General features: G+C 72.5%; 25 protein-coding genes and 1 pseudogene. 11 read left to right on the forward strand and 15 right to left on the reverse strand.

Annotated features, from left to right (window positions below; translation table 11 throughout):
• Positions 1–21 precede the first annotated feature (21 nt).
• From ACN26Y_RS10335 to ACN26Y_RS10360, 6 genes are all read right to left on the reverse strand, one after another.
• On the reverse strand, positions 22–1,029 hold the full coding sequence (locus ACN26Y_RS10335; protein ID WP_422734654.1) for a LacI family DNA-binding transcriptional regulator: 1,008 nt from the start codon (positions 1,027–1,029) through the stop codon (positions 22–24).
• Between the two features lie 17 nt (positions 1,030–1,046).
• Entirely contained in the window at positions 1,047–2,417 is a 1,371-nt protein-coding gene (locus ACN26Y_RS10340) for a GH1 family beta-glucosidase (RefSeq protein WP_422734655.1), read from the reverse strand.
• Positions 2,414–3,247, reverse strand: a complete 834-nt coding sequence (locus tag ACN26Y_RS10345; RefSeq protein WP_155330090.1) for a carbohydrate ABC transporter permease — start codon at positions 3,245–3,247, stop codon at positions 2,414–2,416. The genes ACN26Y_RS10340 and ACN26Y_RS10345 overlap by 4 nt, the downstream gene beginning before the upstream one ends.
• Positions 3,244–4,248, reverse strand: coding sequence for a carbohydrate ABC transporter permease (locus tag ACN26Y_RS10350; protein WP_155330091.1), 1,005 nt, complete (start codon positions 4,246–4,248; stop codon positions 3,244–3,246). The genes ACN26Y_RS10345 and ACN26Y_RS10350 overlap by 4 nt, the downstream gene beginning before the upstream one ends.
• Before the next feature lie 72 nt (positions 4,249–4,320).
• Positions 4,321–5,628 carry an extracellular solute-binding protein gene (locus ACN26Y_RS10355; RefSeq protein ID WP_155330092.1) on the reverse strand — a complete coding sequence of 436 codons (1,308 nt, stop codon included), beginning with the start codon at positions 5,626–5,628 and terminating at the stop codon, positions 4,321–4,323.
• A gap of 217 nt (positions 5,629–5,845) precedes the next feature.
• The gene (locus ACN26Y_RS10360) at positions 5,846–6,607 is read right to left on the reverse strand and encodes a maleylpyruvate isomerase family mycothiol-dependent enzyme (protein WP_422734656.1); all 762 of its coding nucleotides are present in this window, start codon (positions 6,605–6,607) and stop codon (positions 5,846–5,848) included.
• A 70-nt stretch (positions 6,608–6,677) separates the two neighbouring features.
• Here ACN26Y_RS10360 and ACN26Y_RS10365 point away from each other — a divergent pair, with 70 nt between their 5' ends.
• The gene (locus tag ACN26Y_RS10365; protein ID WP_422734657.1) at positions 6,678–7,772 is read left to right on the forward strand and encodes a UDP-N-acetylmuramate dehydrogenase; all 1,095 of its coding nucleotides are present in this window, start codon (positions 6,678–6,680) and stop codon (positions 7,770–7,772) included.
• A gap of 4 nt (positions 7,773–7,776) precedes the next feature.
• On the opposite strand, the gene ACN26Y_RS10370 is transcribed toward ACN26Y_RS10365, so the two are convergent.
• Positions 7,777–8,571 (reverse strand): class I SAM-dependent methyltransferase, encoded by a 795-nt coding sequence (locus ACN26Y_RS10370; protein WP_422734658.1) that lies wholly within the window; start codon positions 8,569–8,571, stop codon positions 7,777–7,779.
• Positions 8,571–9,335 carry an SDR family NAD(P)-dependent oxidoreductase gene (locus ACN26Y_RS10375; protein WP_422734659.1) on the reverse strand — a complete coding sequence of 255 codons (765 nt, stop codon included), beginning with the start codon at positions 9,333–9,335 and terminating at the stop codon, positions 8,571–8,573. The genes ACN26Y_RS10370 and ACN26Y_RS10375 overlap by 1 nt, the downstream gene beginning before the upstream one ends.
• 171 nt (positions 9,336–9,506) lie before the next feature.
• On the opposite strand from ACN26Y_RS10375, the gene mshA reads away from it, so the two are divergent.
• From mshA to ACN26Y_RS10395, 4 genes and pseudogenes are all read left to right on the forward strand, one after another.
• A complete protein-coding gene (gene mshA, locus ACN26Y_RS10380) occupies positions 9,507–10,856 on the forward strand; it encodes a D-inositol-3-phosphate glycosyltransferase (RefSeq protein WP_422734660.1) in 1,350 nt (449 codons plus the stop codon).
• 44 nt (positions 10,857–10,900) lie between these two features.
• Positions 10,901–11,479 carry a YbjN domain-containing protein gene (locus ACN26Y_RS10385; protein WP_155330098.1) on the forward strand — a complete coding sequence of 193 codons (579 nt, stop codon included), beginning with the start codon at positions 10,901–10,903 and terminating at the stop codon, positions 11,477–11,479.
• An 80-nt stretch (positions 11,480–11,559) separates the two neighbouring features.
• Positions 11,560–11,856 (forward strand): annotated as a pseudogene (locus ACN26Y_RS10390) (hypothetical protein); the annotation flags it as partial.
• A gap of 552 nt (positions 11,857–12,408) precedes the next feature.
• On the forward strand, positions 12,409–12,777 hold the full coding sequence (locus ACN26Y_RS10395; protein ID WP_422735007.1) for a hypothetical protein: 369 nt from the start codon (positions 12,409–12,411) through the stop codon (positions 12,775–12,777).
• A gap of 513 nt (positions 12,778–13,290) precedes the next feature.
• Here the strand turns inward: ACN26Y_RS10395 and ACN26Y_RS10400 are convergent.
• Together ACN26Y_RS10400 and ACN26Y_RS10405 are read right to left on the reverse strand one after the other, a co-directional pair.
• Entirely contained in the window at positions 13,291–14,589 is a 1,299-nt protein-coding gene (locus tag ACN26Y_RS10400; protein WP_155334022.1) for an MFS transporter, read from the reverse strand.
• A 93-nt stretch (positions 14,590–14,682) separates the two neighbouring features.
• On the reverse strand, positions 14,683–16,038 hold the full coding sequence (locus tag ACN26Y_RS10405) for an MDR family MFS transporter (RefSeq protein ID WP_155330100.1): 1,356 nt from the start codon (positions 16,036–16,038) through the stop codon (positions 14,683–14,685).
• Between the two features lie 150 nt (positions 16,039–16,188).
• On the opposite strand from ACN26Y_RS10405, the gene ACN26Y_RS10410 reads away from it, so the two are divergent.
• The gene (locus ACN26Y_RS10410; RefSeq protein ID WP_155330101.1) at positions 16,189–16,956 is read left to right on the forward strand and encodes a phosphoglyceromutase; all 768 of its coding nucleotides are present in this window, start codon (positions 16,189–16,191) and stop codon (positions 16,954–16,956) included.
• A 68-nt stretch (positions 16,957–17,024) separates the two neighbouring features.
• Here the strand turns inward: ACN26Y_RS10410 and phoU are convergent, their stop codons facing one another.
• Positions 17,025–17,675, reverse strand: a complete 651-nt coding sequence (gene phoU / locus ACN26Y_RS10415) for a phosphate signaling complex protein PhoU (protein WP_155330102.1) — start codon at positions 17,673–17,675, stop codon at positions 17,025–17,027.
• Between the two features lie 201 nt (positions 17,676–17,876).
• Between phoU and ACN26Y_RS10420 the strand changes: the two genes are divergently transcribed.
• Both ACN26Y_RS10420 and ACN26Y_RS10425 read left to right on the forward strand, forming a co-directional pair.
• A complete protein-coding gene (locus ACN26Y_RS10420) occupies positions 17,877–19,166 on the forward strand; it encodes a sensor histidine kinase (protein WP_155330103.1) in 1,290 nt (429 codons plus the stop codon).
• Between the two features lie 22 nt (positions 19,167–19,188).
• The gene (locus ACN26Y_RS10425) at positions 19,189–19,872 is read left to right on the forward strand and encodes a response regulator transcription factor (protein ID WP_155330104.1); all 684 of its coding nucleotides are present in this window, start codon (positions 19,189–19,191) and stop codon (positions 19,870–19,872) included.
• A gap of 94 nt (positions 19,873–19,966) precedes the next feature.
• Here the strand turns inward: ACN26Y_RS10425 and ACN26Y_RS10430 are convergent, their stop codons facing one another.
• From ACN26Y_RS10430 to ACN26Y_RS10440, 3 genes are read right to left on the reverse strand one after another with little or no spacing between them, the layout of a single operon-like run.
• A complete protein-coding gene (locus tag ACN26Y_RS10430) occupies positions 19,967–20,350 on the reverse strand; it encodes a type II toxin-antitoxin system death-on-curing family toxin (RefSeq protein WP_155334023.1) in 384 nt (127 codons plus the stop codon).
• The gene (locus ACN26Y_RS10435) at positions 20,350–20,550 is read right to left on the reverse strand and encodes a CopG family transcriptional regulator (protein ID WP_155330105.1); all 201 of its coding nucleotides are present in this window, start codon (positions 20,548–20,550) and stop codon (positions 20,350–20,352) included. The genes ACN26Y_RS10430 and ACN26Y_RS10435 overlap by 1 nt, the downstream gene beginning before the upstream one ends.
• A 45-nt stretch (positions 20,551–20,595) precedes the next feature.
• On the reverse strand, positions 20,596–21,405 hold the full coding sequence (locus tag ACN26Y_RS10440; protein ID WP_155330106.1) for a hypothetical protein: 810 nt from the start codon (positions 21,403–21,405) through the stop codon (positions 20,596–20,598).
• 74 nt (positions 21,406–21,479) lie between these two features.
• Here ACN26Y_RS10440 and ACN26Y_RS10445 point away from each other — a divergent pair, with 74 nt between their 5' ends.
• Both ACN26Y_RS10445 and ACN26Y_RS10450 read left to right on the forward strand, forming a co-directional pair.
• A complete protein-coding gene (locus tag ACN26Y_RS10445; protein WP_155330107.1) occupies positions 21,480–22,424 on the forward strand; it encodes a Ppx/GppA phosphatase family protein in 945 nt (314 codons plus the stop codon).
• Between the two features lie 74 nt (positions 22,425–22,498).
• Positions 22,499–23,305 (forward strand): sugar phosphate isomerase/epimerase family protein, encoded by an 807-nt coding sequence (locus tag ACN26Y_RS10450; protein ID WP_155330108.1) that lies wholly within the window; start codon positions 22,499–22,501, stop codon positions 23,303–23,305.
• A 48-nt stretch (positions 23,306–23,353) separates the two neighbouring features.
• On the opposite strand, the gene ACN26Y_RS10455 is transcribed toward ACN26Y_RS10450, so the two are convergent.
• Positions 23,354–23,941, reverse strand: a complete 588-nt coding sequence (locus ACN26Y_RS10455; protein ID WP_155330109.1) for a CGNR zinc finger domain-containing protein — start codon at positions 23,939–23,941, stop codon at positions 23,354–23,356.
• 220 nt (positions 23,942–24,161) lie between these two features.
• On the opposite strand from ACN26Y_RS10455, the gene ACN26Y_RS10460 reads away from it, so the two are divergent.
• Entirely contained in the window at positions 24,162–25,082 is a 921-nt protein-coding gene (locus tag ACN26Y_RS10460; protein WP_155330110.1) for a proline dehydrogenase family protein, read from the forward strand.
• Positions 25,083–25,117 lie beyond the last annotated feature (35 nt).

Here is a 25,117-nt window from a genome sequence, read left to right on the forward strand (position 1 = left end):
GTTAAGAAGGGGCCCTTCCTTTCACGCGGACTCGCGGAGGATCAGCTCCGTGGGGAGGATTACCGCGGGGTCGATCGGGTCGCCGGCGGCCAGGCGCAGCAGTTGCCGGGTCATCTGCCGCCCGATCTCCTGGATCGGCTGACGGACGGTGGTGAGCGGCGGTTCGGTGTACGCGGCGGTCTCGATGTCGTCGAAGCCGATCACCGCGACGTCGTCCGGCACCCGCCGTCCCGTCTCGCGCAGCGCCCGCATGGCGGCGTGGGCCATCAGGTCGGACGCGGCGAAGACCGCGTCCACATCCGGCTGCTCGGCGAGGAGCTGCCGCATCGCGGCCGCCCCGGACTCGCGGGTGAAGTCACCGAGGGCGATCATCTCGGGTAGGCCGGCGGCGGCCACCGTCTCGCGGTAGCCGGTGAGCCGCTCGATACCGGCCACCATGTCCTGCGGGCCGGCGATGGTGGCGATCCGCCGCCGTCCGCTGTCGATCAGGTGCCGCACCGCCCGGCTCACCCCGCCGACGTGGTCGACGTCCACGTACGGCACGTCTTCGTCGCCGAGCGGACGACCGCTGCACACCACGGGGATGCCCAGCCGGGCCAGCCGGCCGGGCAGCGGGTCGGCACCGTGCAGGGAGGCGAACAGCACCCCGTCCACGTGCCGGCCGGTGGTGTACCGCTCCACCCGCTCGTGCCCGGCCGGCGAGCCGGCCAGCATCAGCACCAGCTGCTTGTCGGCCGCCTCCAGTTCCTGGGCCGCCCCTCGGATGATGCCGGGGAAGACCTGGTCGTCGGAGAAGACCCGGGTCGCCGCCTCGGGCATGACCAGCGCGATGGAGTCGGTCCGCTGGGTGACCAGGCTGCGCGCGGCCAGGTTCGGCACGTACCCCAGTTCGGCGACCGCGCGGCGTACGGCCTCGCGGATCGGCTCGGCGACGGTGGTGGAGCCGTTCACCACCCGGGAGACGGTGGCCCGGGAGACACCCGCCCGGCGGGCCACCGCCTCGAGCGTCGGTCGTTGCGCCGTCGTCATCGCCGTACCCCCGCTCGTCACAGCCCGTTCCGGGAGATCACCTCCTGGTACCAGCGGGCGCTCGCCTTCAGTGTGCGCCGCTGGGTCAGGTAGTCGACGTGGACGATCCCGAACCGCTTCCGGTACCCCTCGGCCCACTCGAAGTTGTCCAGCAACGACCATACGAGATAGCCGCGCAGGTCCACCCCCCGGGCGATGGCCTCGTGCGCGGCGCGCAGGTGCCCGTCGAGGTACGCGATCCGGTCGGTGTCGACGATCGCCCCGGCCGGGTCGTTCCCGGTCTTGTCCGGGTACGCCGCTCCGTTCTCGGTGACGAGCAGCGGCACTCCCGGGTAGTCGGCGGCGAGGCGTTCCAGCAGCCGGGTGAGCCCGGCCGGCTCGATCATCCAGCCCATGTCGGTGAGCGGGCCGGCGGGCGGCAGGAACTCGACCGCGCCGTCGGTGCCCGGGTACGCCTCGTTCCCGGCGCCGCCCGGCCGCCCGGCGACGTAGGTGGGCGAGTAGTAGTTCACCCCGAGCAGGTCGATCGGCGCCGCGATCAGCTTCTCGTCCCCGTCCCGGAGGAACGTCGGCTCGACGATCCGTGCGGCGTGGTCCAGCACGTCGTCCGGGTAGGCCGCGCGCAGCAGCGGGTCCAGGAAGATCCGGTTCTGCAGGCCGTCGACCAGGCGGACCGCGGCGGCGTCCGCCGCGCGGTCCGGGTCGGCCGGGCGGATGTCGCCGGTGTTCAGCGTGATCCCCACGGTCGCCGCGCCCGCCGCCCGCAGGGCCCGGGCCGCGAGGCCGTGCCCGAGCAGCAGATGGTGTACGGCGGTGAAGGCCGCGCCCGCGTCCCGCACCCCGGGTGCGTGCACCCCGTTGCCGTATCCCAGATAGGCCGAGCACCACGGCTCGTTGAGCGTCGTCCAGGTGCGCACCCGGTCGCCGAGCCGGGCGTGCACGACGGTGGCGTACGTGGCGAAGTGTTCGGCGGTTTCCCGCGCGGTCCAGCCGCCCCGGTCCTCCAGCGCCTGCGGCAGGTCCCAGTGGTAGAGCGTGACCAGCGGGTCGATGCCCCGGGCGAGCAGCGCGTCCACCAGCCGGTCGTAGAAGTCCAGGCCGCGCGGGTTGACCGGTCCGGTGCCGTCGGGCTGGATCCGGGGCCAGGCCACCGAGAAGCGGTACGTCCGCAGCCCGAGTTCCGCCATCAGGGCCACGTCGTCGGCGTACCGGTGGTAGTGGTCGCAGGCGACGTCACCGGTGTGGCCCTGGTGGACCTTGCCCGGCGTACGGCTGAAGGTGTCCCAGATCGACGGGCCGCGGCCGTCGTCGCGGACCGCGCCCTCGATCTGGTACGCCGCGGTGGCGGCGCCCCAGCGGAAGCCCTCGGGAAATCGCAGCTCACTCACGCCTTGACCGCACCTTCCATGATCCCGCCGATGATCTGGCGGCCGAACAGGACGAAGACCAGCAGCAGGGGCAGCGTCGCGATGGCCGTGCCGGTGAACACCTGCGACATGTCCTGGTAGTACCCGTCGGACAGGGCCCGCAACGACAGTTGCACGGTCGGGTTCTCCGGGTCGTTGAGCACCGCGTACGGCCAGAGGAAGTCGTTCCAGGTGGTCATGAACGTCAGCAGGCCGAGGACCGCGGCGGCCGGGCGGAGCGCCGGCAGCACCACGTTCCAGTAGATGCGGGCCGTGCCGCAGCCGTCGACCCGGGCGGCCTCGATCAGCTCGGTGCTGACCGCCTGCGCCGCGTACTGGCGCATCATGAACACCCCGAACCCGGTGACCAGCGCGGGGACGATCACGGCCGGCAGCCGGTCGTTCCAGTTCAACTTGGTCATCAGCAGGTACAACGGGATGACGCCGAGCTGGGTGGGCACCATCATCGTCGCGATGATGACCATGAGCAGGGCGTTGCGCCCCCGGAACCGCAGCTTCGCGAAGGCGAACCCGGCCAGGGTGGAGAAGAAGACCACCGACACGGTGACGGTGGTCGCCACGATCGCCGAGTTGATCAGTCCGGTGAGGAAGTACGCGTCGGTGTTGGCGAACAGCCGGGAGATGTTCGCGCCCAGGTTGCCACCGGGGGTGACCGGTGGCGGGAGTTGGCCCATCGCGTCGCTGGACCGGCTCGCCACGACGAACATCCACCAGATCGGGAAGATCGAGGAGAACGCGGCGACCACCAGGGCGCCGTACGTGAGCGGGCTGGCCCGCCAGAGCCGGCTCATCCCCGGCCTCCCTTCCGGCCGCCCGTGCGGGGTCCCGCGTCGGTGCCGAGCCGGCGGATGATCAGCACGTTGACCACCGCCACGACGGCGATGAGCGCGAACAGCAGCCACGCCACGGCGGAGCCGTACCCGAAGTTGTAGTACGGGGCGAACGCGTTCTCGAACATGTACATCGTCACCGTCTGGGACTCCCGGGACGGCCCGCCGCGGATCGCGTTGGTCCCGGCGTGGAAGAGGCGGGGCTCGGTGAAGAGTTGGAGCCCGCCGATGGTGGAGATGATGACCGCGAAGATGATCGTCGGGCGGAGCAGCGGGACGGTGATCGACCAGAACTGTCGGGCCCGGCTCGCCCCGTCGATCGCCGCCGACTCGTACAGGTCGCGGGGGATGGCCTGCATGGCGGCGAGGAAGATCAGCGCGTTGTAGCCGGTCCACCGCCAGTCCACCATCGTGGAGATGGCGACCCAGGAGGCGACGCGGTTGGCCTTCCAGTCGATCGCGTCGACGCCGACCAGGTCGAGCAGCCAGTTGACCATGCCGAACTCGCGGCCGAACAGCACCCCGAAGACGATCGCCACCGCGGCGGTGGAGGTGACGTTGGGGACCAGCACGGCCATCCGCCAGCCGGTCCGGGCGCGGAGCTGCCGGTTGAGCAGGTTGGCCAGCCAGAGCGCGGCGAGCAGCTGCGGCACGGTGGAGATGACGAAGATGCCCAGCGTGTTGACGACCGCGTGCCAGAAGTCCGGGTCGGCCAGTAGCCGGGTGTAGTTCTCCGCGCCGACGAAGGTCGGCTCGGTGCCGAGCAGGTCCCACTCGTGCAGGGATACCCAGAGCGTGTACGCCAGCGGGTACGCCCCGAAGACCGCGAAGAGCAGGAAGAACGGGGCGATGTAGAGGTAGGGCGACCAGCGCGCGTCGAACCGGCTGAGCCGGTAGGAGCGGGTGGGCCGCACGGGTGGTGCCGCCGCCACGGGCGGCCGGGCGTCAAGCTGAACGCTCATGCCCGGGTACTCCTTTCCACGCCGCCCGCTCCCCACCGGCCGGGTTCGGGCCGGTGGGGCAGCGGGGAGCGGTTACTTGGCGGCGGCCTTCTTCGCGTTCGTCACCGCGTCGGTCCAGCCCTGCTCCGGGCTGCGCTGGCCCAGCTCAACGGTGCGGACGGCGTTCTCCACCTCGGTGCGGACGGCCTGGTTCTTCGGGCCCATGTAGACCGGCTTCAGGCTCCTGGCGCCGGCGGCGAAGATCTGGCCCACCGGGGCGTCGGAGAAGTACGCGTTGGTGGCCCCGGCGATGGCCGGGTCGTCGAGCGCCTGCGGCGAGGACGGCAGCGGTCCCTTGGCCTTGAACGCGCCGATCTGGCCCTTGGCGCTGGTCAGGAACGTGGCCAGCTTGACCGCCTCGTCCCGGTGCTTGCTCTGCTTCGGTACGGCGAGGTAGGAGCCGCCCCAGTTGCCGCCGTCGCCGGGGACGCGGGCGATGTCCCACCTGCCCTTGGCCGCCGGGCCGGCGTGGCCCTCGATGACGCCGGTCATCCAGGCCGGACAGGCGATGGTGGCGAACTTGGCCTGCTTGAACGCGGAGACCCACTCCTCGGACCACGCGCCGTACTTGCCGGACAGGCCGGAGTCGATGATGTCCATGGTGGTGTCCCAGGCCTGCTTCACCGCCGGGTTGGTGTCGACCACCAGGTTGTCGCCGGTGTCGTAGTAGTGGTAGCCCGAGCTGTTGCCGGCGGTCTGGAGCACGATCGTGTTGAACGTGTTGGTGGCGGCGTCCAGGAACGACGCCCCGGTCTTCGCCGCGGTGAACCGCTCGCCGACGCGGACGTAGTCCTGCCAGGTCGGCCAGAGCGCCGACACGGCGTCCCGCTCGGTCGGCAGGCCGGCCTTGGCGAACAGGTCCTTGCGGTAGCACATCGCCATGCCGCCGACGTCGGTGCCGAGGCCGATGAGCTGCTTGCCGTCGGCGGTGAGGCCGGCGTTCCACTTCCAGTCGAGGAAGTTGCCCTTCAGTTCGGCCGCGCCGTGGTCGAGCAGGTTGACGAAGTTGCCCGGGTTGGCCTTGTACTCGACGAGCAGGCCCTCCTCGATGGCGACCACGTCACCGGCGCCCTTGCCGGCGGCGAGCCACTGGGTGAGCTTCGGCGAGTACTCGTCGAGGTTGCCGCCGGTGCCCCGCTCGACGATCTTCACGCCGGGGTTGGCGGCCATGTACTCCTTGTACAGCTCGTCGTAGCCGAACTGGCCGAACACGTCGACGGTCAGCGTGACCGTGCCGTCACCGGCGTCGTCGCCGTTCCCGCCGCAGGCGGTGGTGGCGAGCAGGGTGGTGGCGGTGAGAAAGGCGACCGCCGCGAGGCGGCGGCGCGAGGTGGCACCCATGTCTCGGACCCCTCTCAGGTCGGGTGGGTGGTGGTCGGTGGAAACTGAGAGAGCGCTCTCTCACAGCCTCGCCCGGCGCTGCGCCCACTGTCAAGAGAGCGCTCTCTCAACCCCGTGGCCCCACGCCGCAGGAAGCCGTACACGGCGAAAGAGTGGACGTTCCGCGCGGAACAGCCACTCTTTCGGAGAAGGTCGCGCCCTACCGGACGGCGGAAGGTCAGCCCACGCGGAGGCCGTCCAGGAGGTGCCGGTCACCGGTGGCGGTCAGGGTGTCGAAGCTGACCCGGCCCCACAACGCCAGCAGCAGATCGCTCGCCGTGCCGACGACGTGGACGCGGGCGTGGTGGTCGTCGTGGTCGAAGATGGTCGCCGTGTCCAGCAGGGCGACGCCCTCGCCGCGCAGCCGCAGGAACCACTCCTGCGCCGCGTCCGGAGCCGACAGGTGCACCACCCCGTGCCAGGGCCCGCCCGGCCGGCGCCGCCCGGCGGGCAGCCACGTGTCCAGCACCTCGCTCACCCCGTCGGCCGCGAGCTTCGCCTCGATCGGCTCACCGGCGGCGATGGCGAGCTGGGCGTCCCAGCGGTGCACGGCCGTCTCGTGCGCCATCCGACGCGGCCAGAACCCGGCCTTCTTCGGCTGGGGAGCCCAGTTCCACGCCGGCGCCTCCGGGTCCAGCGTGTCGAAGCGGGCCATGAGCTGGTCGTACGCCTGCTGCCAGAGCTGGAGCGGAGCATCGCCCGGCCCCGCCTCTACCGGCCGGGGACGATCGGCCGGCGCGGTGGTGCCGGGCGTCCCCGCGACGCCGTGCACCCAGCGGTAGATCCCGGCGAGGTGCAGCGTCAGGTCGGCCACCGTCCACCCGGGGCAGGACAGCACCGGCGTCTCGGGCGGCGCCTCCGCGACCGCCGCGGCGAACGCCCCGCCCTCCGCCCGGAGTGCCCCGATCCAGAAGTCCTTCGTGCCGTGCAGTCTGCTCATCGCCATCCTCCCGGGGGTGACCCGGCTACCAGTGGGTGCCGCGGCTACCCCTCAGCCTAGGGTGAGGGGCGTGTCAGACGTCCATACCCAGCCGACAACTGGCGCCGAACCGGACGCCGGGTGCCACCTGGCGCCGTACACGACACTGCGCCTGGGCGGCCTGGCCACCCGCGTGGTCACGGCCACCACCGCCGACGAGATCATCCACGCCGTCCGGGAAGCGGGGGAGCGGAACGAGAAGATCCTGATCCTCGCCGGAGGCAGCAACGTGGTGATCGGGGACGCCGGCTTCCCCGGAACCGTGGTGCTGGTCCGCTCCCGGGGCGTCCAGGTCGTCGCGGAGGACGCCGACACGGTGACCGTACGCGTCGAGGCCGGCGAGCCGTGGGACGACTTCGTCGCCACCACGGTGGCCAACGGCTGGTCCGGCCTCGAGTGCCTCTCCGGGATCCCCGGCTCCACCGGCGCCACCCCGATCCAGAACGTCGGCGCGTACGGGCAGGAAGTCGCCGAGACCGTCACCGGCGTGCAGGTCTACGACCGGGTCGCCGGCACCACCGACCGGATCGCCGCCGCCGACTGCGGCTTCATGTACCGGTCCAGCATCTTCAAGTACAGCGACCGGTGGGTGGTGCTGTCGGTCGACTTCCGGCTCGCGCGGTCGCCGCTGTCCGGCCCGGTCCGGTACGCCGAACTGGCCCGGGCGCTCGGCGTCGACGTCGGTGACCGGGTTCCGCTGGGTGACGCGCGGGCCACGGTGCTGCGGCTGCGGGCCGGCAAGGGCATGGTGCTCGACGCCGCCGACCCGGACACCTGGTCGGTCGGGTCGTTCTTCACCAACCCCGTGCTCGACCGGGCCGCGTACCAGCGCCTGCGGGAACGGGCCGCCGACATCGGGGAACCACCGTCCTGGCCCGGCGCGGGGGACACGGTGAAGGTCAGCGCGGCGTGGCTGATCGACAAGGCCGGCTACGGCAAGGGCCACCCCGGTCCGGACGGCGCCGTCACCATCTCCACCAAGCACACGCTGGCCCTGACCCACCGCAGCGGCACCGCCCGGACCGAGGACCTGGTGGCGCTGGCCCGCGAGATCCGCGCCGGCGTGGAGTCCCGCTTCGGCGTGACCCTGCACCCGGAACCCGTCCTGGTGAACTGCGCCCTGTAACCCGTCAGCGCGGCGCTACGGCGTCCCAGGGCAGAGTCAACCGGCCGTGCCGCCAGTCGGCTGGCCGGTCGAGGACCGGCCAGCCGGCCTCGCGGACGGCGGTGACGGTCCTGAGCCAGCGTTGGCGGGGGCCGTAGGGGGCGAACGGGGCCGCCGACCGCCAGGCGGCCCCCAGGGCCGTGAGCAGGGCGTGCACGGGTTCGCCGGGCACGTTGCGGTGGATCAGCGCCTTCGGCAGGCGTTCGGCGAACTGGGCGGGACCCTCCAGGGTGGCCAGCTTCGCGGCCAGGGTCAGCGAACGCGGGCCGTCCGCGTCGAGCAGCACCCACGCGCCGAGCCGGCCCAGCTCGTCGCAGGTCCCCTCGACCAGCCGGCCACCCGGGGCGAGCGCCCCGGTCATCGTCGCCCAGGCACCGGCGACCTCGCCCTCGTCGTACTGGCGCAGCACGTTGAACGCGCGGACCAGGGCGGGACGGAGCCCGGCCAGCTCGAATCCGCCCCGGGCGAAGGCGAGCCACGGCGGGTCGGCGGCGGGCTGGGCGGCGGCCACGCGTACCGGATCGATCTCCAGCCCGACCACCCGCACGTCGGCGCGGACCGCGGCGGCCAGCCGGGCCCGCAGTTCGACGGCCGTGACCGGGGTGGCGCCGTAGCCGAGGTCCACGACCAGCGGGTCCTCGGCGGTCCGGAGAGCGTCCCCGCAGGCGTCGACGATCCAGTTGTCCACCCGGCGCAGCCGGTTGGGGTTGGTCGTCCCCCGGGTGACGACGCCCTGCGGCCGCCGCGCCGACCCTGCCATCAACCCACCCGGTGCACCTTGTGCTGGGCCGCCTGCGCCAGCGGGCGGACCACCAGCCGGTCCACGTTGACGTGGTGCGGGCGGGTGGCGCACCAGGCGATGCAGTCGGCCACGTCGTCGGCGACCAGCGGGTCGGGCACCCCGGCGTAGACGGCGGCCGCCCGGTCGGTGTCCCCGTCGAAGCGGACCAGCGAGAACTCGTCCGTCCGCACCATCCCGGGGTCGATCTCGACGACCCGGACCGGCCGGCCGCACAACTCCAGCCGCAGCGTGCCGGCGACGGCGGTCTGCGCGTGCTTGGCGGCCGCGTAGCCGCCCCCGCCCTCGTACACGGTGAAACCGGCGGTCGACGACACGACGACGATCGTCCCGGCGCCGGAGGACTCCAGGGCGGGCAGCAGCGCCTGGGTCACCCGCAGGGTGCCCAGCACGTTCACGTCGTACATCCACTGCCAGTCACCGACCGAGCCGCTCTCCACCGGGTCCAGGCCGCGCGCACCGCCGGCGTTGTTCACCAGCAGGGTGACCGGCCCGGGCGCCGCCGCGGCCGCCGCGGCGAGCCCGGCCACCGACTCGCCGGAGGTGACGTCGCAGGCCACCGCGGTGGCCGAGCCCCCGGCGGCCGCGATCTCCGCGACCAGGTCGGCGAGCCGGTCGGTACGACGCGCGGCGGCCAGCACGTGGAAACCCTCGGCGGCGAGGCGGCGGGCCGTTGCCGCACCGATCCCGCTGGACGCTCCGGTGACGACGGCGACTGAGGTCATCCGCTCATTCTCACCCCCGGCCGGGGCCGGTGGCGTGATGAGGTCCGTCACGCCCGGGGCCGCCGGGAGGCATTACCGATCCCCGATCGGGAAGATGACATCCGGCGTCGGGGTTGACCGAGAAGCGCCGGTCGTGCGGAACGGCAACAACCGTGACAGAGGGAGCGGGACGTGGCGGAACAGCACACCGGTGTCGGTCGTCAGCGAGGTGCCCGCCCGTGGCCGCGGCCCCGCCGCATCGCCACCCTCTCCGTGCACACCTCACCGCTGCACCAGCCGGGCACCGGCGACGCCGGCGGGATGAACGTCTACATCGTCGAGGTCGCCCGGCGGCTGGCCGAGGCGGACGTCGAAGTGGAGATCTTCACCCGGGCGACCTCCGGCGACCTGCCCCCCGTGGTCGAGATGGTGCCCGGCGTCCACGTCCGGCACATCACCTCCGGTCCCCTGGAGGGGCTGACCAAGGAGGAGCTGCCCGGCCAGCTCTGCGCGTTCACCGCCGGGGTGCTGCGCGCCGAGGCCTCCCGCCCACCGGGCCACTACGACCTGATCCACTCGCACTACTGGCTCTCCGGTCAGGTCGGCTGGCTCGCCAAGGAACGCTGGGGCGTGCCGCTCGTGCACAGCGCGCACACCCTCGCCAAGGTGAAGAACGCGCAGCTCGCGGTCGGGGACCGGCCGGAGCCCAAGGCCCGCGTCATCGGCGAGGAGCAGGTCGTCGCCGAGGCCGACCGCCTGGTCGCCAACACGAAGGTGGAGGCCGGCGACCTCATCGACCGGTACGACGCCGACCCGACCCGCGTCGCCGTCGTGGAGCCCGGCGTGGACCTGGCCCGCTTCCGGCCCGCCGCCGGTGACCGGGAGCGGGCCCGCGCGGACGCCCGCCGCCAGCTCGGCCTGCCCGCCGGCGGGTACGTGGTGGCGTTCGTCGGCCGGATCCAGCCGCTCAAGGCACCCGACGTGCTGATCCGCGCGGTGGCCGCCCTGCGGGAGCGGGAACCGGCGCTCGCCGACGAGATGACCGTGGTGATCTGCGGCGGCCCCAGCGGCAGCGGGCTCGACCGGCCGACCGCACTGATCGAGCTGGCCGCCTCGCTCGGCGTCACCGACCGGGTGCGCTTCCTGCCGCCGCGGACCGGTGACGCCCTGCCCGCCCTGTACCGGGCCGCCGACCTGGTGGCGGTGCCGTCGTACAACGAGAGCTTCGGGCTGGTGGCGCTGGAGGCGCAGGCCTGCGGCACGCCCGTCGTGGCGGCCGCGGTCGGCGGCCTGGTCACCGCCGTCCGCGACCAGGTGAGCGGCGTCCTCGTGAGCAGCCACGACCCGGTCGACTGGGCCCGTACGCTGGCGCGGCTGCTGCCGGACGCGGGCCGCCGGGCGGAGCTGGCCCGGGCCGCGGAACGGCACGCCCGCAACTTCTCCTGGGACCGCACCGTCGCCGGCCTGCTCGACGTCTACGGCGAGGCGATGTCCGAGCAGCGCGCCCGCCTGACGTCCGAGCTGGTCACCTGCTCCTGGTGAACCGGTGCCGCGCGGGGCGGTCGGGGCGACCGTAGAGTGGTGCGATGAGCGGGAAGAGCGATCTCGGGGCGTTGATCGAGTCGGTCTGCGACGAGCGGGACCTGGCCTGGGAGTCCACCGGCCTGAACTCGTACGCGGTCACCCTGCCCGGCACCCACAAGCTCAAGACGGTCTGCAACCTGATCGTCGGCGAGCACGCCCTGCGGGTCGAAGCGTTCGTCATGCGCCAGCCGGACGAGCGCCGCGAGGAGCTCTGGGCGTGGCTGCTTCAGCGCAACGCCCGCATGTACGCGGTCTCCTTCTCCATCGACGCCGTCGGCGACGTCTACCTGACCGGCCGGGTCAACCCGGCGGGCGTCGACGCCGACGAGCTTGACCGGCTGCTCGGAGTGGTGCTGACGTACGCCGACGAGTCCTTCGACACGATGCTGGAGATCGGCTTCGGCACCTCGATCCGCAGGGAATGGGAGTGGCGGGTCAAGCGCGGCGAATCGACCGCGAACCTCGCCGCGTTCGCGCACCTCTTCGAACCCTCCGCCGCGAGCACTGGCCCGGTTGCCGCAGACAACGGCCCGGCCGCCGCGGGTACCGGCCCGGCCGCCGGAGGTTCGGACCGGTCCTGACGGGTATGCCGCACCGCGCGGTGCGGCACTTGGGACCCGCCGCGTGCCGAGGACGGACTGTCGAGGAGCGTGAGCGTCCCATGGCTCAGCGAAGCAGCTCAGGTCGCGGTGGGACTGCGACCCGGACCGGACGGCAGGCGGGGAACCAGACCCCGAACACACCGGACATCTCCGAGACCGCGATCTCCCGCATGAAGGTGGACGAGATCCGCGGGCAGTTGCGCCGGCACGGCGTGTCCGGCGTCTCCGCACTGCGCAAGCCGGAACTGGTGAAGACCCTGGCGAAGGCGTTGCGGTCGGCGCGGCGCGGTGGCGGGGCGGCCCGGACGAGCACCGGCCCCGCCGGCCGGGCGGCCGGCACGAAGGCGTCGGCGGGCCGCGCGGCGGCGACGAAGAAGGCGGCCGGGCGTACCGCGAAGGCGGCACCGGCCCGCGCGAAGGCCGTGCCCGCCAACAAGGCCGCGCCCGCGAAGAAGGCCGCGGTGAAGAGGGCCGCGGCTCGCAAGGCGGCGCCGGCGAAGAAGACGACGGCGGTGAAGAGGGCGGCCGCGAGGAAGGCGGCACCGGCGAAGAAGGCGGCGGCCGCGAGGAAGGCGGCACCGGCGAAGAAGGCGGCGCCCGCGAGGAAGACGGCGGCGGCGAAGAAGGCGGCGCCGGCCAGGAAGACGGCGGCCGCGAAGAAGGCGCCACCGGCGAGGAAGACGGCGGCGGCGAAGAAGACGGCGCCCGCGAGGAAGACGGCGGCGGCGAAGAAGGCGGCACCGGCGAGGAAGACGGCGCCCGCGAGGAAGACGGCGGCGGCGAAGAAGGCGCCACCGGCGAGGAAGACCACGGCGGCGAAGAAGACGGCGCCCGCGAGGAAGACCGCGGCGGCGAAGACCACGCCCGCGACGAAGGCGGCAGCGGCCCCGTCCGGCCGGGGCACGGGGGTGCGGACCGGGCGGACCACGTCCCGGTCGGTCCTGTCGTCGCAGGTCATCTCCTCGCCGGCCGACCGGCCCGAGCGACCCGGCCGCAGCCTGGTCACCACCAACCACGCCGTCATCCGACAGTGGGCCCAGCAGCGCAACGCGAGACCGGCCACGATCGCGGGCACCGAACGGGAGGGCCGCGCCGGCGTGCTGACGTTCAACATGCCGGGTTACCGCGAGAGCAGCCGGGTACGGGAGATCACGTGGGAGGAGTGGTTCCAGACCTTCGACCAGCGGAAGCTGAACCTGATCTACCAGGAGCAGATGCGGGACGGCCGGCAGAGCAACTTCTTCCGGACCGAGTCACCCGATCGGGAAGACGCCTGAGGTGTTTGCGGGAATGAGTCACGGGTATGCGCTGTTGGCCACAGCAGGACCCGTGACAGCGGACACCCCGGGTGGGACACCGGTGCTGTGACCGGCGAGACAGCCGGTTCAGGTTGAATCCGCAATCCGGGCGAACTAACTTTATTGCACCGCGCTGCGCTCGGTTCCGTTCGGGGGAGCGGAGGATCGATCAGATCCGTGCAACGAGCGAGGTGCGGGGGACGGGTGGACCAGCACCGTTGGGGGACGGTGGCCACCTGTTTGGACCGGCGGCGCGAGCGGGTGCCGCTTACGGGGGTGAGTGCCGCCCGCCGCCGCCGGTCATACGCGCGAAACGCCCACCACGATGTCGTCGTGGTGGGCGTTTCGCGCGTGCGGGCAGCCGCGACGATCACCCCCTCGCGCCTGCCAAGATCCGGACAACTTCCGGAAAGAGTGCCCTGCGAGCGCGTCGAGGCCACTCTTTCCCCGAAGTTGCGCCGCCAGGTTAGGGCGGCGGCGCGGGAGGGGCGGTCAGCGGTCCGTCGCCAGGGCGGGCTCGCGGCGGGCCGCCAGGGTCCGGCGCAGGGCGGCGACGCGGCGCTCGCGCGGCGGGCCGGCGAGCAGGTGACAGCCGGCGGCGAGCAGGCCCAGGGCGCCGACGATCAGCCAGTGCCGCTCGCCGAGGTACTGGAGGCTCACGCCGCCGAGGGTGGGCGCGACGAACGACGCCGCCGGGAACGCGAGGTAGAAGACCGACTGGTACCGGGCCCGCAGCTCGGGCGGGGCCAGGTCGGCGTTGATCTGCGCGTTGGGCGGGGCGGCGAGCATCTGGCCCACCGTCCAGACCACCGCCGCGGCCAGGTAGACCCAGAGGTCGTCGGCGACGGCGAGGGCCGCGAAACCCGCCGCCAGCAGCGCCGTCGAGACGGCCAGCACGTGGTCCTTGCGGTGCCGGTCGATCAGCCGGGGTACGAAGAGCTGCCCCACCACGATGAGCACCCCGCCGAGCGCCACCACGGCGCCGTACGCCGAGGGGCGCAGCCCGTCCGCCCGCATGGCGAGCGGCATGATCGTGGAGGTCTGCATGGTCAGCACGGCCAGCACGAAGGTCAGCCCGACGAAGGCCAGGAACACCCGGTCGGTCAGCGCCGTGTGCAGCCCCGGCCGCCGTACCCGCCCGGGCCGGTCCGCCCGCCTGAGTTGGTCCGCCCGCCCGAGATGATCCACCGGCCGGCGCGCGCGGCGGGCGTCCGGCAGCGTCTCGGGCACCTTCGCGGCGATCACCAGTGCCGCGATCAGGGTCGCCCCGGCGTCGACCAGGAAGAGCGCGAGGAAGCTCGCCTCGGCGAGGACGCCGGCGAGCAGCGACGCGACCGCCATGCCGAGGTTGAAGGCCCAGAACTGGAGGTTGAAGGCCCGCGACCGGCGCTCCTCGGGCACCACGTCGACGATGGCGGCGACGAAGGCGGGGCCGGGCATCGAGTGGGCCACCCCGACCAGGGCGCTGAGCACCGCGATGACCAGCAGGTGCCGGCTGAACGCGAGCGCGACCATCAGCGCGGTCGTCGCCAGGTGGGCGGCGAGCAGGGTGGCCCGCCGCCCCCAGCGGTCGGCGAGCACCCCGCCGAGCAGGACGCCGGCCGCTCCACCCAGCCCGTACGCCCCGACCACCGCTCCGGCCAGGCTCTCGCTCGCCCCGCGTGCCGCGGTGAGGTAGAGCGAGAGGAAGAGCATGGCGAAGGCGCCGGCGCGGTTGATCAGAAGGCCGGCCCAGAGGTACCAGAAGGTGGCGGGAAGCCCGCCGGCGGTGTCGTGCAGCCAGCGGCGCAGCACGTGCCCTCCGAACAGTTTGGTTTCCTGAGCGAACCGTTCCCGACCGTAGGAAGGTCAACCCGCCCGCGCCAGCGTGTCGCGCGTCACGCCTCAACCGGTGGTGACCGTGCTGGTGCGCGTACCCCCGTCGGCCGCGCCCGGGAGCGGAGCGGCCGGTGCGGTCGCCGCCGCCTCGGCCGCCTCCGGCGCGGGCGGGCGGAGCGCGACGGCCGGGACCACCGGCGCCGCCGTGCGGAGGGCGGTGGCGCGACGCTCACGGGCCGGCCCCGAGATCAGGTGCGCCACCGCCATCAGCCCACCGATCACAGCGCAGCCCAGCCACAGCGCGGTGTTGCCCGCCTGCTCCCGGACCAGGCCGCCGAGGATCGGCGCGACGGCACCGGCCACCTGCCAGGACAGCGAGAAGACGCCCTGGTAGCGGCCCCGCAGTTCGGTGGGGGAGAGTTCGGCGATCAGGGTGGCGTTGGACGGCGAGTTGAGCATTTCGCCGACGGTCCAGATCAGCACGGTCAGGCCGTAGAACCAGGCGGTCCCGGCGAACGCGGTCAGGCCGAACCCGACGCCCATCACCACCGCCGCCACGGCGAGCACGTGCGAGCGGCTGCGCCCCTTGATCAGCCGCGGGACGAAGAGTTGGCCCACCACGATCAGCACCCCGTTCAGGGCGATCACCGAGCCGTACGTGGCCGGGCTGAGACCCGAGTCGCCCATGGCGATCGGCAGCATCGAGATGTGCTGGAGGAACACCAGGGCACTGAAGAGGTTCAACGCTACGAAACCGAGGTAGACGCGGTCGGCCAGGATGGTGCGCAGCGCCCCGACCGGTGCCGCCGGCCGTCCGGCGAGGGCCACCACCGGCCGGCGGGTCTCCCCGACCTTGAGGAAGATGATCATCGCGGTGACCAGGGTGGTGGCGGCGTCGACCACGAAGAGCAGCAGGTAGCCCGCCTCGGCCGCGACGCCGGCGAGTACGGCGGCGCAGGCGAAGCCGAGGTTGATCGCCCAGTAGTTCAGGGAGAACGCGCGCAGCCGGTCCTTCTCCGGAACGACGTCGATCATCATCGCGCCGAACGCGGGACGCGCCGCCTCGGCGAAGAGGCCGAGCAGGAGGGCGCCGAGCCCGACCGCCCACAGGTCCCGGGCGAAGCCGAGACCCAGCATCATGGTCGCGGCGCCGAGGTGGGCGGTGAGCAGGGTCGGGCGGCGGCCCCAGCGGTCCGTCAGGGTGCCGCCGACGGTGGTGCCGACCGCGCCGCCGACGCCCCAGAGGCCCAGCACCAGGCCGGCCTGGGAGGCGGAGAAGCCCCGCGCCTGCGTCAGGTAGATGGCGAGGAAGACCAGGACGAACGAGCCGAGCCGGTTGATCAGGGTGCCGGCCCACAGGTACCAGAAGGTCCGGGGCAGTCCGCCGGCCGTGTCCTGTAACCAACCCCGCATCGTCCGCACGTCGGCGCCCCCGTATTCGTAATGACCGGTGTCATCGCAGCGCCTTACAACCTAGTGTCGCCGCCGGGCGGTGGTCACCGGAATTTCCACGTGGTGGTCGTCACGACCCTTCGCGCGCGGGCCGGACGCCGGTGCGGCAGGATGATCGGCATGACTGCTAGCGATGGGCCCACCGTCGGGACGCTGGTCCTGCTGCGGCACGGCGAGAGCGACTGGAACGCGAAGAACCTCTTCACCGGCTGGGTCGACGTCGACCTGACCGCCAAGGGCGAGGCGGAGGCGCGCCGCGGCGGTGAGCTGCTGCGCGAGCACGACCTGCTGCCGGACGTGGTGCACACCAGCCTGCTGCGGCGGGCGATCCGCACCGCCGAGCTGGCGCTGAACACGGCCGACCGGCAGTGGATCGCCGTACGCCGGTCGTGGCGGCTCAACGAGCGCCACTACGGCGCCCTGCAGGGCAAGAACAAGAAGCAGACCCTCGACGAGTACGGCGAGGACCAGTTCATGCTGTGGCGCCGCTCGTACGACACGCCGCCGCCGCCCATCGCGGACGACGACGAGTGGTCGCAGGTCGGGGACCCGCGCTACAAGCTGCTGCCGCACGAGCTGATGCCGCGCACCGAGTGCCTGAAGGACGTCGTCGAGCGGATGCTGCCGTACTGGTACGACTCGATCGTGCCGGACATCCTGGCCGGTCGGACGGTGCTGGTGGCGGCGCACGGCAACTCGCTGCGCGCCCTGGTCAAGCACCTCGACCAGATCAGCGACGAGGAGATCGCCAAGGTGAACATCCCGACCGGGATCCCGCTGCGGTACGACCTCGACTCCGAGCTGCGACCGCACAAGCTGGGCGGCACCTACCTCGACCCGGAGGCGGCGAAGGCGGCCGCCGCCGCGGTGGCCAACCAGGGCCGCTGACGCGTTCGAGTGTTAACAAGGGCCCCCTCTACAACGCCAGGCGTTAGGAGGGGGCCCTTCCTTGCGCCTCAGGCGGAGGGTGTCGACTCGCCGGTGATCAGGTAGACGACGTGCTCGCCGGCGTTCACCGCGTGGTCGGCGAAGCGCTCGTAGAAGCGCCCCAGGAGGGTCGCGTCGATCGCGGTCTCCACCCCGTACGGCCAGTCGTCGCCGAGCAGCACGCCGAACAGGCCCTTGTGCAGGTCGTCCATGGCGTCGTCGTCGCGGTCCAGTTCGGCCGCCAGGTCGGCGTCGGGCTTGGCCAGCACGGTGGCGATCTTCGCGCCCATCCGGTCCGCGATGCCGGCCATGTCGGTGAAGATCGGCCGCAGCTCCGCCGGTACGGCCGGCGACGGGTGCCGCCGCAGCGCCGTCTTCGCCACGTGGTCGGCCAGGTCGCCCATGCGCTCGAGGTCGGCGGCGACGTGCAGCGCGGTGATCATCATCCGCAGGTCGGACGCGACCGGCGCCTGCCGGGCGAGCAGGTCGCACACCCGCTCCTCGACGTGGCGGTAGAGGTCGTCGATCTCCGCGTCCCCCTGGATCACCGTCTCCGCAGCCGCCCGGTCGGCGGTGAGCAGGGCCCGGGTGGCCTGCCGCATCGCGGCGCGGACCCCCTCCGCCATGTCCACCAGCAGCTGGCTGACGAGCTGCAGATCGGCCCGGAACTCCTCGCGCATGATCACGTCCTGTGGTCGGTGCCGCCGGCCGGTGCCGGCGGGGTGGCAGTCAGGTGCGCGGCCCACGGTAGGTCGGACGGGCGGACCGCAGATGAACCCAGGTGAACGACGCCGGACGCATCGGTGAACTTTCCCGGAAGCGAGGGGGGTTCGTCCCGTTCTGGGAGGTCGCCAGGTTAACAATGACCCTACGATCGCCGCGTGGAGTGGGCGGTGACGGTCGCGGTGGCCGTGGGCGTGGTGGCCGGGCTGGCGGCCGGGGTGCTGCTGTCCCGGCTCGTCCCGGCGCTGGGCGTCCGTGCCGCCTCGACGGGGAGCCGCTGGTCCGGCTTCCTCTGGAGCAGGGGGAGGCGCGCGATCGCCGAGGATCCGCAGTCCGGCCTCGGCCGCCGGACGATCGACTCCCTCCGGGCCGGTGTCGTCGTGCTCGACCCCGACGACGTGCCCGTCCTGGTCAACCCGGCGGCCCGCGCGATGGGGCTGCTCCGTACGGGCGCCTCGCCGGGTTCGATCGCCGCCCACCCGTTGATCCGTACGCTCGCCGGTCAGGTCCGGCGCACCGGCGTACGGCGCGAGATCGAGCTGGACCTGCCCCGGGGGCGCGACAACGCGGGGGAGAACCCGCTGGGCGTGCACCTGCGGGCGATGGGGCTCGGTGCCGGTTACATCGCGGTCGAGGCCGCCGACGTGACCGAGTCGCACCGCGTCGCCCGGGTCCGGCGCGACTTCGTGGCCAACGTGAGTCACGAGCTGAAGACCCCCATCGGTGCCCTGCAACTGCTGGCCGAGGCGCTGCTGGACGCCACCGAGCCCGGCGGCGAGGGGCAACCGGAGCTCTCCGAGGACCTGGTCGCGGCGCGCCGGTTCGCCGAGCGCATCCAGCACGAGTCCACCCGGCTGGGGCGGCTGGTGCAGGAGTTGCTGGAGCTGACCCGGCTCCAGGGCGCCGAGCCGCAGCCGGCTCCCGAGCCGGTCGCGGTGGACTGGGTGGTCGCCGAGGTCATCGACCGTACGCGGACCAGCGCCAGCTCCCGTCGGATCGACGTGGTGGTCGACGGCGAGCGGGGCCTGACCATGTACGGCAGCGACACCCAACTCGCCACGGCGGTGTCGAACCTGGTCGAGAACGCCATCAACTACTCGGGCGAGGACACCACCGTCCGCATCACCGCCCGGGCGGACGACGACCATGTCACGATCGCCGTCGCCGACCAGGGCATCGGCATCGCCCCGACCGACGTCGACCGGATCTTCGAGCGTTTCTACCGCGCCGACCAGGCCCGGTCCCGTGCCACCGGCGGCACCGGTCTCGGGCTCGCCATCGTCAAGCACATCGCCAGCAACCATGGCGGAAGGGTCGAGGTGTCGAGCACTCTTGGTGGGGGGTCGACGTTCACCCTCCGGCTGCCCGCCCGTCCACCGGACGACCTCCTGGCGACACTGCCCTCCGCTGGGATCGAGGCCGGTTCGGCCGAGCCCCGGCAGGTCTGACAGCAATGAAAGGAATCTTCCGTTGAGCCGCGTTCTGGTGGTGGAGGACGAGGAGTCGTTCTCGGACGCCCTGTCGTACATGCTCCGTAAGGAGGGCTTCGAGGTTTCCGTCGCCGCGACCGGCCCCTCCGCCCTCACCGAGTTCGACCGGACCGGCGCCGACATCGTGCTGCTCGACCTGATGCTGCCCGAGATGTCGGGCACCGAGGTGTGCCGCCAGCTCCGGCAGCGCTCGCACGTGCCGATCATCATGGTCACGGCCCGGGACAGCGAGATCGACAAGGTGGTCGGCCTGGAGATCGGCGCCGACGACTACGTCACCAAGCCGTACTCGCCGCGGGAGCTGGTCGCCCGCATTCGGGCGGTGCTGCGCCGGCAGAGCGCCGAGGCGACCGAGTCGGGGGCGCCGACGCTGGCCGCCGGCCCGGTCCGGATGGACATCGAGCGGCACGTGGTGACCGTCGACGGCGGTGCCGTGCAGCTGCCGCTCAAGGAGTTCGAGCTGCTGGAGCTGCTGCTGCGCAACGCCGGCCGGGTGCTCACCCGGGGCCAGCTCATCGACCGGGTCTGGGGAGCCGACTACGTCGGCGACACGAAGACCCTGGACGTGCACGTCAAGCGGCTGCGCTCCAAGATCGAGCCGGAGCCGTCCGCTCCGCGCTACATCGTCACGGTCCGCGGCCTGGGCTACAAGTTCGAGCCGTGACCTGACGGACCCGGAACGGGGGCCCGCGCCGATCGCGCGGGCCCCCGTTCCGTCAGCGGACGGGCTCACCTCGAAGACCGAGTGCCCAGCGCAGTCAGAACAGCTTGCGCAGGGCGGCGGCGATGTCGTCGACCTCCGTCAGTCGACTTTCCGTGACGCTAATGACCAGGTCGTATGCCACGTCCTGGTCAACCCCGTCCAGTTGGGCGACGGTCACGACGCGGTTCTGGAGCAGGAAGGTGATCGCCACGATCCAGCCGATCCGCTTGTTGCCGTCCAGGAACGGGTGGTTGTTGACCAGCGAGTGCAGCAGCGACGCCGCCTTGGTCCAGAGGTCGGGGTAGGCGTCGGCGCCGAACACGCTCGTCTGTGGTCGCGCGACGGCCGATTCGACGAGGCCCACGTCCCGGACGCCGACACCCAGCTTTCGAGCTATCCCGGCAACGTCGGCGAGAGTGGGGTAGTACGTCTCCGTCATCACTCGGCCAGGCGGGCCAGGAGAGTGGCGTGGCGCTCGATGACCTCGTCGGCGAGGTCGCTGAACTGTCGAGCGTTTCGCCGGGCGAGGTAGTCGTCGATCGCGGTCACGACGACGGCGTGCATCGACCGATCCTCCTCGTCGGCTACGAGACGGAGTTGACGTTCGCGATCGTCGTCCAGCCGGAGCGTCATGGCCATGACCAAGATGGTAGCAAGAGTGCTACCAAGATCATGTCGCCTGGGTCAGGTCGGGTCGGCCGGGTGGGGGGCGACGAGGCCCTGGCGCAGCCGGGCCGCGCACAGCTCGGCGAGCCTGGCGTACGCGGCGGCGCCGATCAGGGCGGTCAGCTCCGGACCGTACGAGACGTACATCGGCTCGGTGCCGACGTGCGCGTCGGTCGACGAGGTGCACCACCAGTCCAGGTCGTGCCCACCGGCGCCCCAGCCCCGGCGGTCGAACTCCCCCAGCGTGGACACCAGCACCTTGGTGTTGTCCGTCCGCTTGACCCACTCCTGGTCCCGGCGGATCGGCAGCTGCCAGCAGACGTCCGGCTTGTACTCCAGCGGGTGCACCCCGTCCCGCAGCGCCTGCGCGTGCAGGGCGCAGCCGCCCCCAGCCGGGAAGTCGGCGTCGTTGAGGAAGACGCACGGGCCGTCCGCGTCCCGGGTGGCCGTCCGGCGGGCCGGCGTCTTGCCGTCGACGGTGTCGTCGGCGGTCCAGTTCTTGAAGCCCCGCCGGTGGTGCTGCCAGGTCTCCGGCGTCAGCCGCTTCACCGCGGCGCGGACCCGCTTCTCGTCGTCCGAGTCGGTGAAGAACGCGCCGTGCGAGCAGCAGCCGTCCGCGGCCCGGCCGGCGATGATGCCGTGGCAGCCGCGACCGAAGACGCACGTCCAGCGGGACAGCAGCCACGTCAGGTCGGCCCGGACCACGTGCTTCTCGTCGGCCGGGTCGACGAACTCGATCCACTCGCGGGGGAAGTCCAGCGGGACCTCGCGGCTGCGGGGGTCGGCCGGGTCGTCCACCAGCACGTGGAGTTCGATCTGCCCTGTCACCCGGCCCAGCGTACGCGCGGAGTCGCGGCCGGGCCGGCGAGCCGGGCGAACGTGTTGGCCCTAGTGTTCTCATCATGCGACTGGGTGTCCTCGACGTCGGGTCCAACACGGTGCACCTCCTGGTGGTCGACGCCCACCGGGGCGCCCACCCCTGGCCGGCGCACTCCGAGAAGGCGGTGCTGCGCCTGGCCGAGCAGATCGGCCCGGACGGCGCGCTCACCGACGCCGGCGCGGACGCCCTGGTGAAGGCGGTCGCCACGGCGAAGGAGGCCGCGGCGGGGCTGGACGCCGACGACCTGATGGCATTCGCCACCTCGGCGGTCCGCGACGCCACCAACTCCTCCGAGGTGCTGGCCCGGGTCCGCGACGAGACCGGCGTACGCCTGGAGGTCCTCTCCGGTGCGGACGAGGCCCGGATGACCTTCCTCGCGGTGCGGCGCTGGTTCGGCTGGTCCGCGGGGCGCCTGCTGGTGCTGGACATCGGCGGCGGTTCGCTGGAGATCGCGGCCGGCATCGACGAGGAGCCGGACGCCGCCGTCTCGCTGCCGCTGGGGGCCGGCCGGCTCACCCGCGACCGCCTGCGGGTCTCCCCGGACAGCGCCGCGCCGCCGTCGGCCGAGCTGGTGGAGGAGCTGCGGGCGTACGTGGACGGCCGGCTCGACAAGGTGGTCGAGCAGCTGACCGAGGTGGGCTGGGATCGGCCGGTCGCCACCTCCAAGACCTTCCGTACGCTGGCCCGGCTCGCCGGGGCGGCCCCCTCCGGAGCGGGGTTGTGGGTCCGCCGCCAACTGACCCGCTCCGGGTTGCGGCAGGTGCTCGGCTTCATCCGGCACATCCCCCCGGCGCAGCTCGTCGAGCTGGAGGGGGTCAGTGTGGGCCGCGCCCACCAGCTCCTCGCCGGCGCGGTCGTCGCCGAGGCGGTGATGCGCCGCCTCGACGTCGACGCCTTGGACGTCTGCCCCTGGGCGCTGCGGGAGGGCGTCATCCTGCGCCGGCTGGATCAGCTCGCGCCGATGTGACGTGCGCGGAGCCGCTGCGGAGTTTGCGGACACTCGTCCTGAAGGTCCCATCGACGCCCGCTACCCTCGACGGTGTGACTTCCCGCGTCCCGGTGCTCCTGTCCACGTCGTCGGTCTTCCCCGAGCGGACGGCGGCGGCGTTCCAGCTCGCCGCGGCGCTCGGCTACGACGGCGTCGAGGTCATGGTCTGGACGGACGCCGTGAGTCAGGACGCCGGGGCGCTCGCCGGGCTCGCCAAGCACTACGGCGTGCCGGTGCTCTCCGTCCACGCCCCGTGCCTGCTGGTCACCCAGCGCGTGTGGAGCGCCGACCCGTGGGAGCGGCTGCGACGCTCCGGTGAGCTGGCCGAGACCCTCGGCGCCCCGACGGTGGTGGTGCACCCGCCGTTCACCTGGCAGCGGGAGTACGCGCGCACCTTCGCCGAGGGCCTGCACGAGGTGACCGAGCGGTTCGGCGGGCTGCGGTTCCCGGTGGAGAACATGTACCCGGTCCGGATGGCCGGCCGGCAGTTCGTCCCGTACGTGCCCGGCTGGGACCCGACCGAGACCGGCTACCCGTCGTACACCCTCGACCTGTCCCACTGCGCCGCCTCGCACACCGACTCGCTGGAGATGGCGGACCGGATGGGCGCCGGCCTGGCGCACGTCCACCTGGGCGACGGCACCGGCGAGGGACGCGACGAGCACCTGGTGCCGGGCCGGGGCACCCAGCCGTGCGCCGAGCTGCTGCGGTCCCTGGCCGGCCGGAACTTCACCGGCTCGGTGGCGGTGGAGGTGTCGACCCGGGGGGCGAAGAGCCGCGCCGACCGCGAGGCCGACCTGCGGGCCGCGCTCGAGTTCGCCCGGCAGCACCTCGGCACCCCGTCCCCGGTCGACGCCTGAGCGTCGACCAGCCCGGCCGGCGGTTGCCGGCCGGACGGGACGTCGAGGTCAGCTGACCGGCGTCAGGGAGTCGGCCGGGGCGGTGGGCTGGGCCGCCACCGGGACCTGCTCGCCGACCGCCGCCCGCTTCCGGGCGCGGTGCGCGGCCACGTGGGAGCGGGTGGCGCAGCGCTCGGAGCAGAACCGCCGGCAGCAGTTCGACGAGGTGTCCAGGTAGACGTTGCCGCAGCGCTCGTCGGCGCACACCCCGAACCGGGCGCTGCCGTACTCGCAGAGCCAGACCGACAGGCCCCAGACGGCACCGGCCAGGTACTCCGCGCTCACCGAGGCGCCGCGGCTGGTGACGTGCATGTGCCAGTCGCTGGAGTCGTGGCCGGAGATGCGGGGCTGCACCGGGTACGCCTCGAGGAGCGTGTTCAGTTCGGCCACCGCCTGGGCGTCCCGCCCGGAGGTGCCGTACTCGAAGACGTCGCGCAGGCGCTTCTGCGCCCGCCGGAAGATCGCGAGGTCCCGCTCCGACACCTCGTCGCGCATCCACGCGTTGTCGTCGGGGAAGAGGGCCCGCAGGGCGTCGAGGTCGTCCAGCCGCGCGTTGACGAGATCAACGCCGGTCCGGGCGTACGCGTCGAAGTTCACCCCACCAACGGTAGACGACTCACGAGCCGCGTGGCGCGTCGATGTAGCGCGGCAGGAGCCACGCGTAGCCGTCGGTGATCAGACTCGCAGGTGCAAGGAAGGGCCCCCTCTTATCGCTTCGTGAGGTGGAAGGGACCCTTGTTAACGCCGCCGTGGGTGCCCCGCCACACCCCCGGCCGCCGACCGGCGCGGCTCGCCGTGCTGGCGTTACGCTCAGCTCATGCTCCGTTCCGTCATCCTCGCCGCTTCCCGGTCATCCCAGGTCGAGCGGCTTGTCGCGACGGCCCCGTTCACCCGGGACGTCGTACGCCGGTTCGTCGCCGGCGCCAAGACCGACGACGCGTTGCGCGCGACCCGCGTACTCGTCGACGACGGTCTCGCGGTCACCCTCGACAACCTCGGCGAGGACACCGTCACCCCCGAGCAGGCGAACGCCACCCGGGACGAGTACCTGAAGCTGCTGGGGATGCTCTCCGCCGCCGGCCTCACCCCGGCCGCCGAGGTGAGCGTCAAGCTCTCCGCGCTGGGCCAGATGTTCGACGAGCAGCTCGCGTACGACAACGCGCGGGCGATCTGCGCGGCGGCCGACGCGGCGGGCACCACGGTCACCCTGGACATGGAGGACCACACCACCACCGACTCGACGCTGGACATCCTCGCCAAGCTGCGCAAGGACTACCCGTCGACCGGGGCGGTGCTCCAGGCGTACCTGCGGCGCACCGAGTCGGACTGCCGCGAGCTGGCCGGCGCCGGCTCCCGGGTGCGGCTGTGCAAGGGCGCGTACAAGGAGCCCGAGTCGGTGGCCTACCAGTCCGTTCGCGAGGTGGACAAGTCGTACGTCCGCTGCCTGAACATCCTGATGTCCGGTGACGGGTACCCGATGCTCGCCACCCACGATCCCCGGCTGATCGCGATCGGTGAGGACCGGGCCCGTTGGTTCGACCGCGGCCCGGAGCGGTTCGAGTTCCAGATGCTGTACGGCATCCGGCCCGAGGAGCAGAAGCGTCTCGTCGGCGAGGGCTACACCGTGCGCACCTACGTCCCCTACGGCGACGAGTGGTACGGCTACCTCATGCGCCGTCTCGCCGAGCGCCCCGCCAACCTGGCGTTCTTCGCCCGCGCCCTGGCGTCGAAGAAGTAGCGTCGCGACACCGTCGACGGGCCGGTGGTGACCTC

Origin of the sequence: Micromonospora sp. WMMD558, from assembly GCF_049315255.1 — a bacterium.
Lineage (GTDB): Bacteria > Actinomycetota > Actinomycetes > Mycobacteriales > Micromonosporaceae > Micromonospora.

Bases quoted from the DNA above. Each gene is read 5' to 3' on its own strand.
- ACN26Y_RS10335 (WP_422734654.1), bottom strand. From the start codon at position 1,029: ATGACGACGGCGCAACGACCGACGCTCGAGGCGGTGGCCCGCCGGGCG.
- ACN26Y_RS10345 (WP_155330090.1), bottom strand. From the start codon at position 3,247: ATGAGCCGGCTCTGGCGGGCCAGCCCGCTCACGTACGGCGCCCTGGTG.
- ACN26Y_RS10350 (WP_155330091.1), bottom strand. From the start codon at position 4,248: ATGAGCGTTCAGCTTGACGCCCGGCCGCCCGTGGCGGCGGCACCACCC.
- ACN26Y_RS10355 (WP_155330092.1), bottom strand. From the start codon at position 5,628: ATGGGTGCCACCTCGCGCCGCCGCCTCGCGGCGGTCGCCTTTCTCACC.
- ACN26Y_RS10360 (WP_422734656.1), bottom strand. From the start codon at position 6,607: ATGAGCAGACTGCACGGCACGAAGGACTTCTGGATCGGGGCACTCCGG.
- ACN26Y_RS10370 (WP_422734658.1), bottom strand. From the start codon at position 8,571: ATGGCAGGGTCGGCGCGGCGGCCGCAGGGCGTCGTCACCCGGGGGACG.
- ACN26Y_RS10375 (WP_422734659.1), bottom strand. From the start codon at position 9,335: ATGACCTCAGTCGCCGTCGTCACCGGAGCGTCCAGCGGGATCGGTGCG.
- ACN26Y_RS10385 (WP_155330098.1), top strand. From the start codon at position 10,901: ATGAGCGGGAAGAGCGATCTCGGGGCGTTGATCGAGTCGGTCTGCGAC.
- ACN26Y_RS10410 (WP_155330101.1), top strand. From the start codon at position 16,189: ATGACTGCTAGCGATGGGCCCACCGTCGGGACGCTGGTCCTGCTGCGG.
- phoU (WP_155330102.1), bottom strand. From the start codon at position 17,675: ATGCGCGAGGAGTTCCGGGCCGATCTGCAGCTCGTCAGCCAGCTGCTG.
- ACN26Y_RS10430 (WP_155334023.1), bottom strand. From the start codon at position 20,350: ATGACGGAGACGTACTACCCCACTCTCGCCGACGTTGCCGGGATAGCT.
- ACN26Y_RS10435 (WP_155330105.1), bottom strand. From the start codon at position 20,550: ATGGCCATGACGCTCCGGCTGGACGACGATCGCGAACGTCAACTCCGT.
- ACN26Y_RS10445 (WP_155330107.1), top strand. From the start codon at position 21,480: ATGCGACTGGGTGTCCTCGACGTCGGGTCCAACACGGTGCACCTCCTG.
- ACN26Y_RS10460 (WP_155330110.1), top strand. From the start codon at position 24,162: ATGCTCCGTTCCGTCATCCTCGCCGCTTCCCGGTCATCCCAGGTCGAG.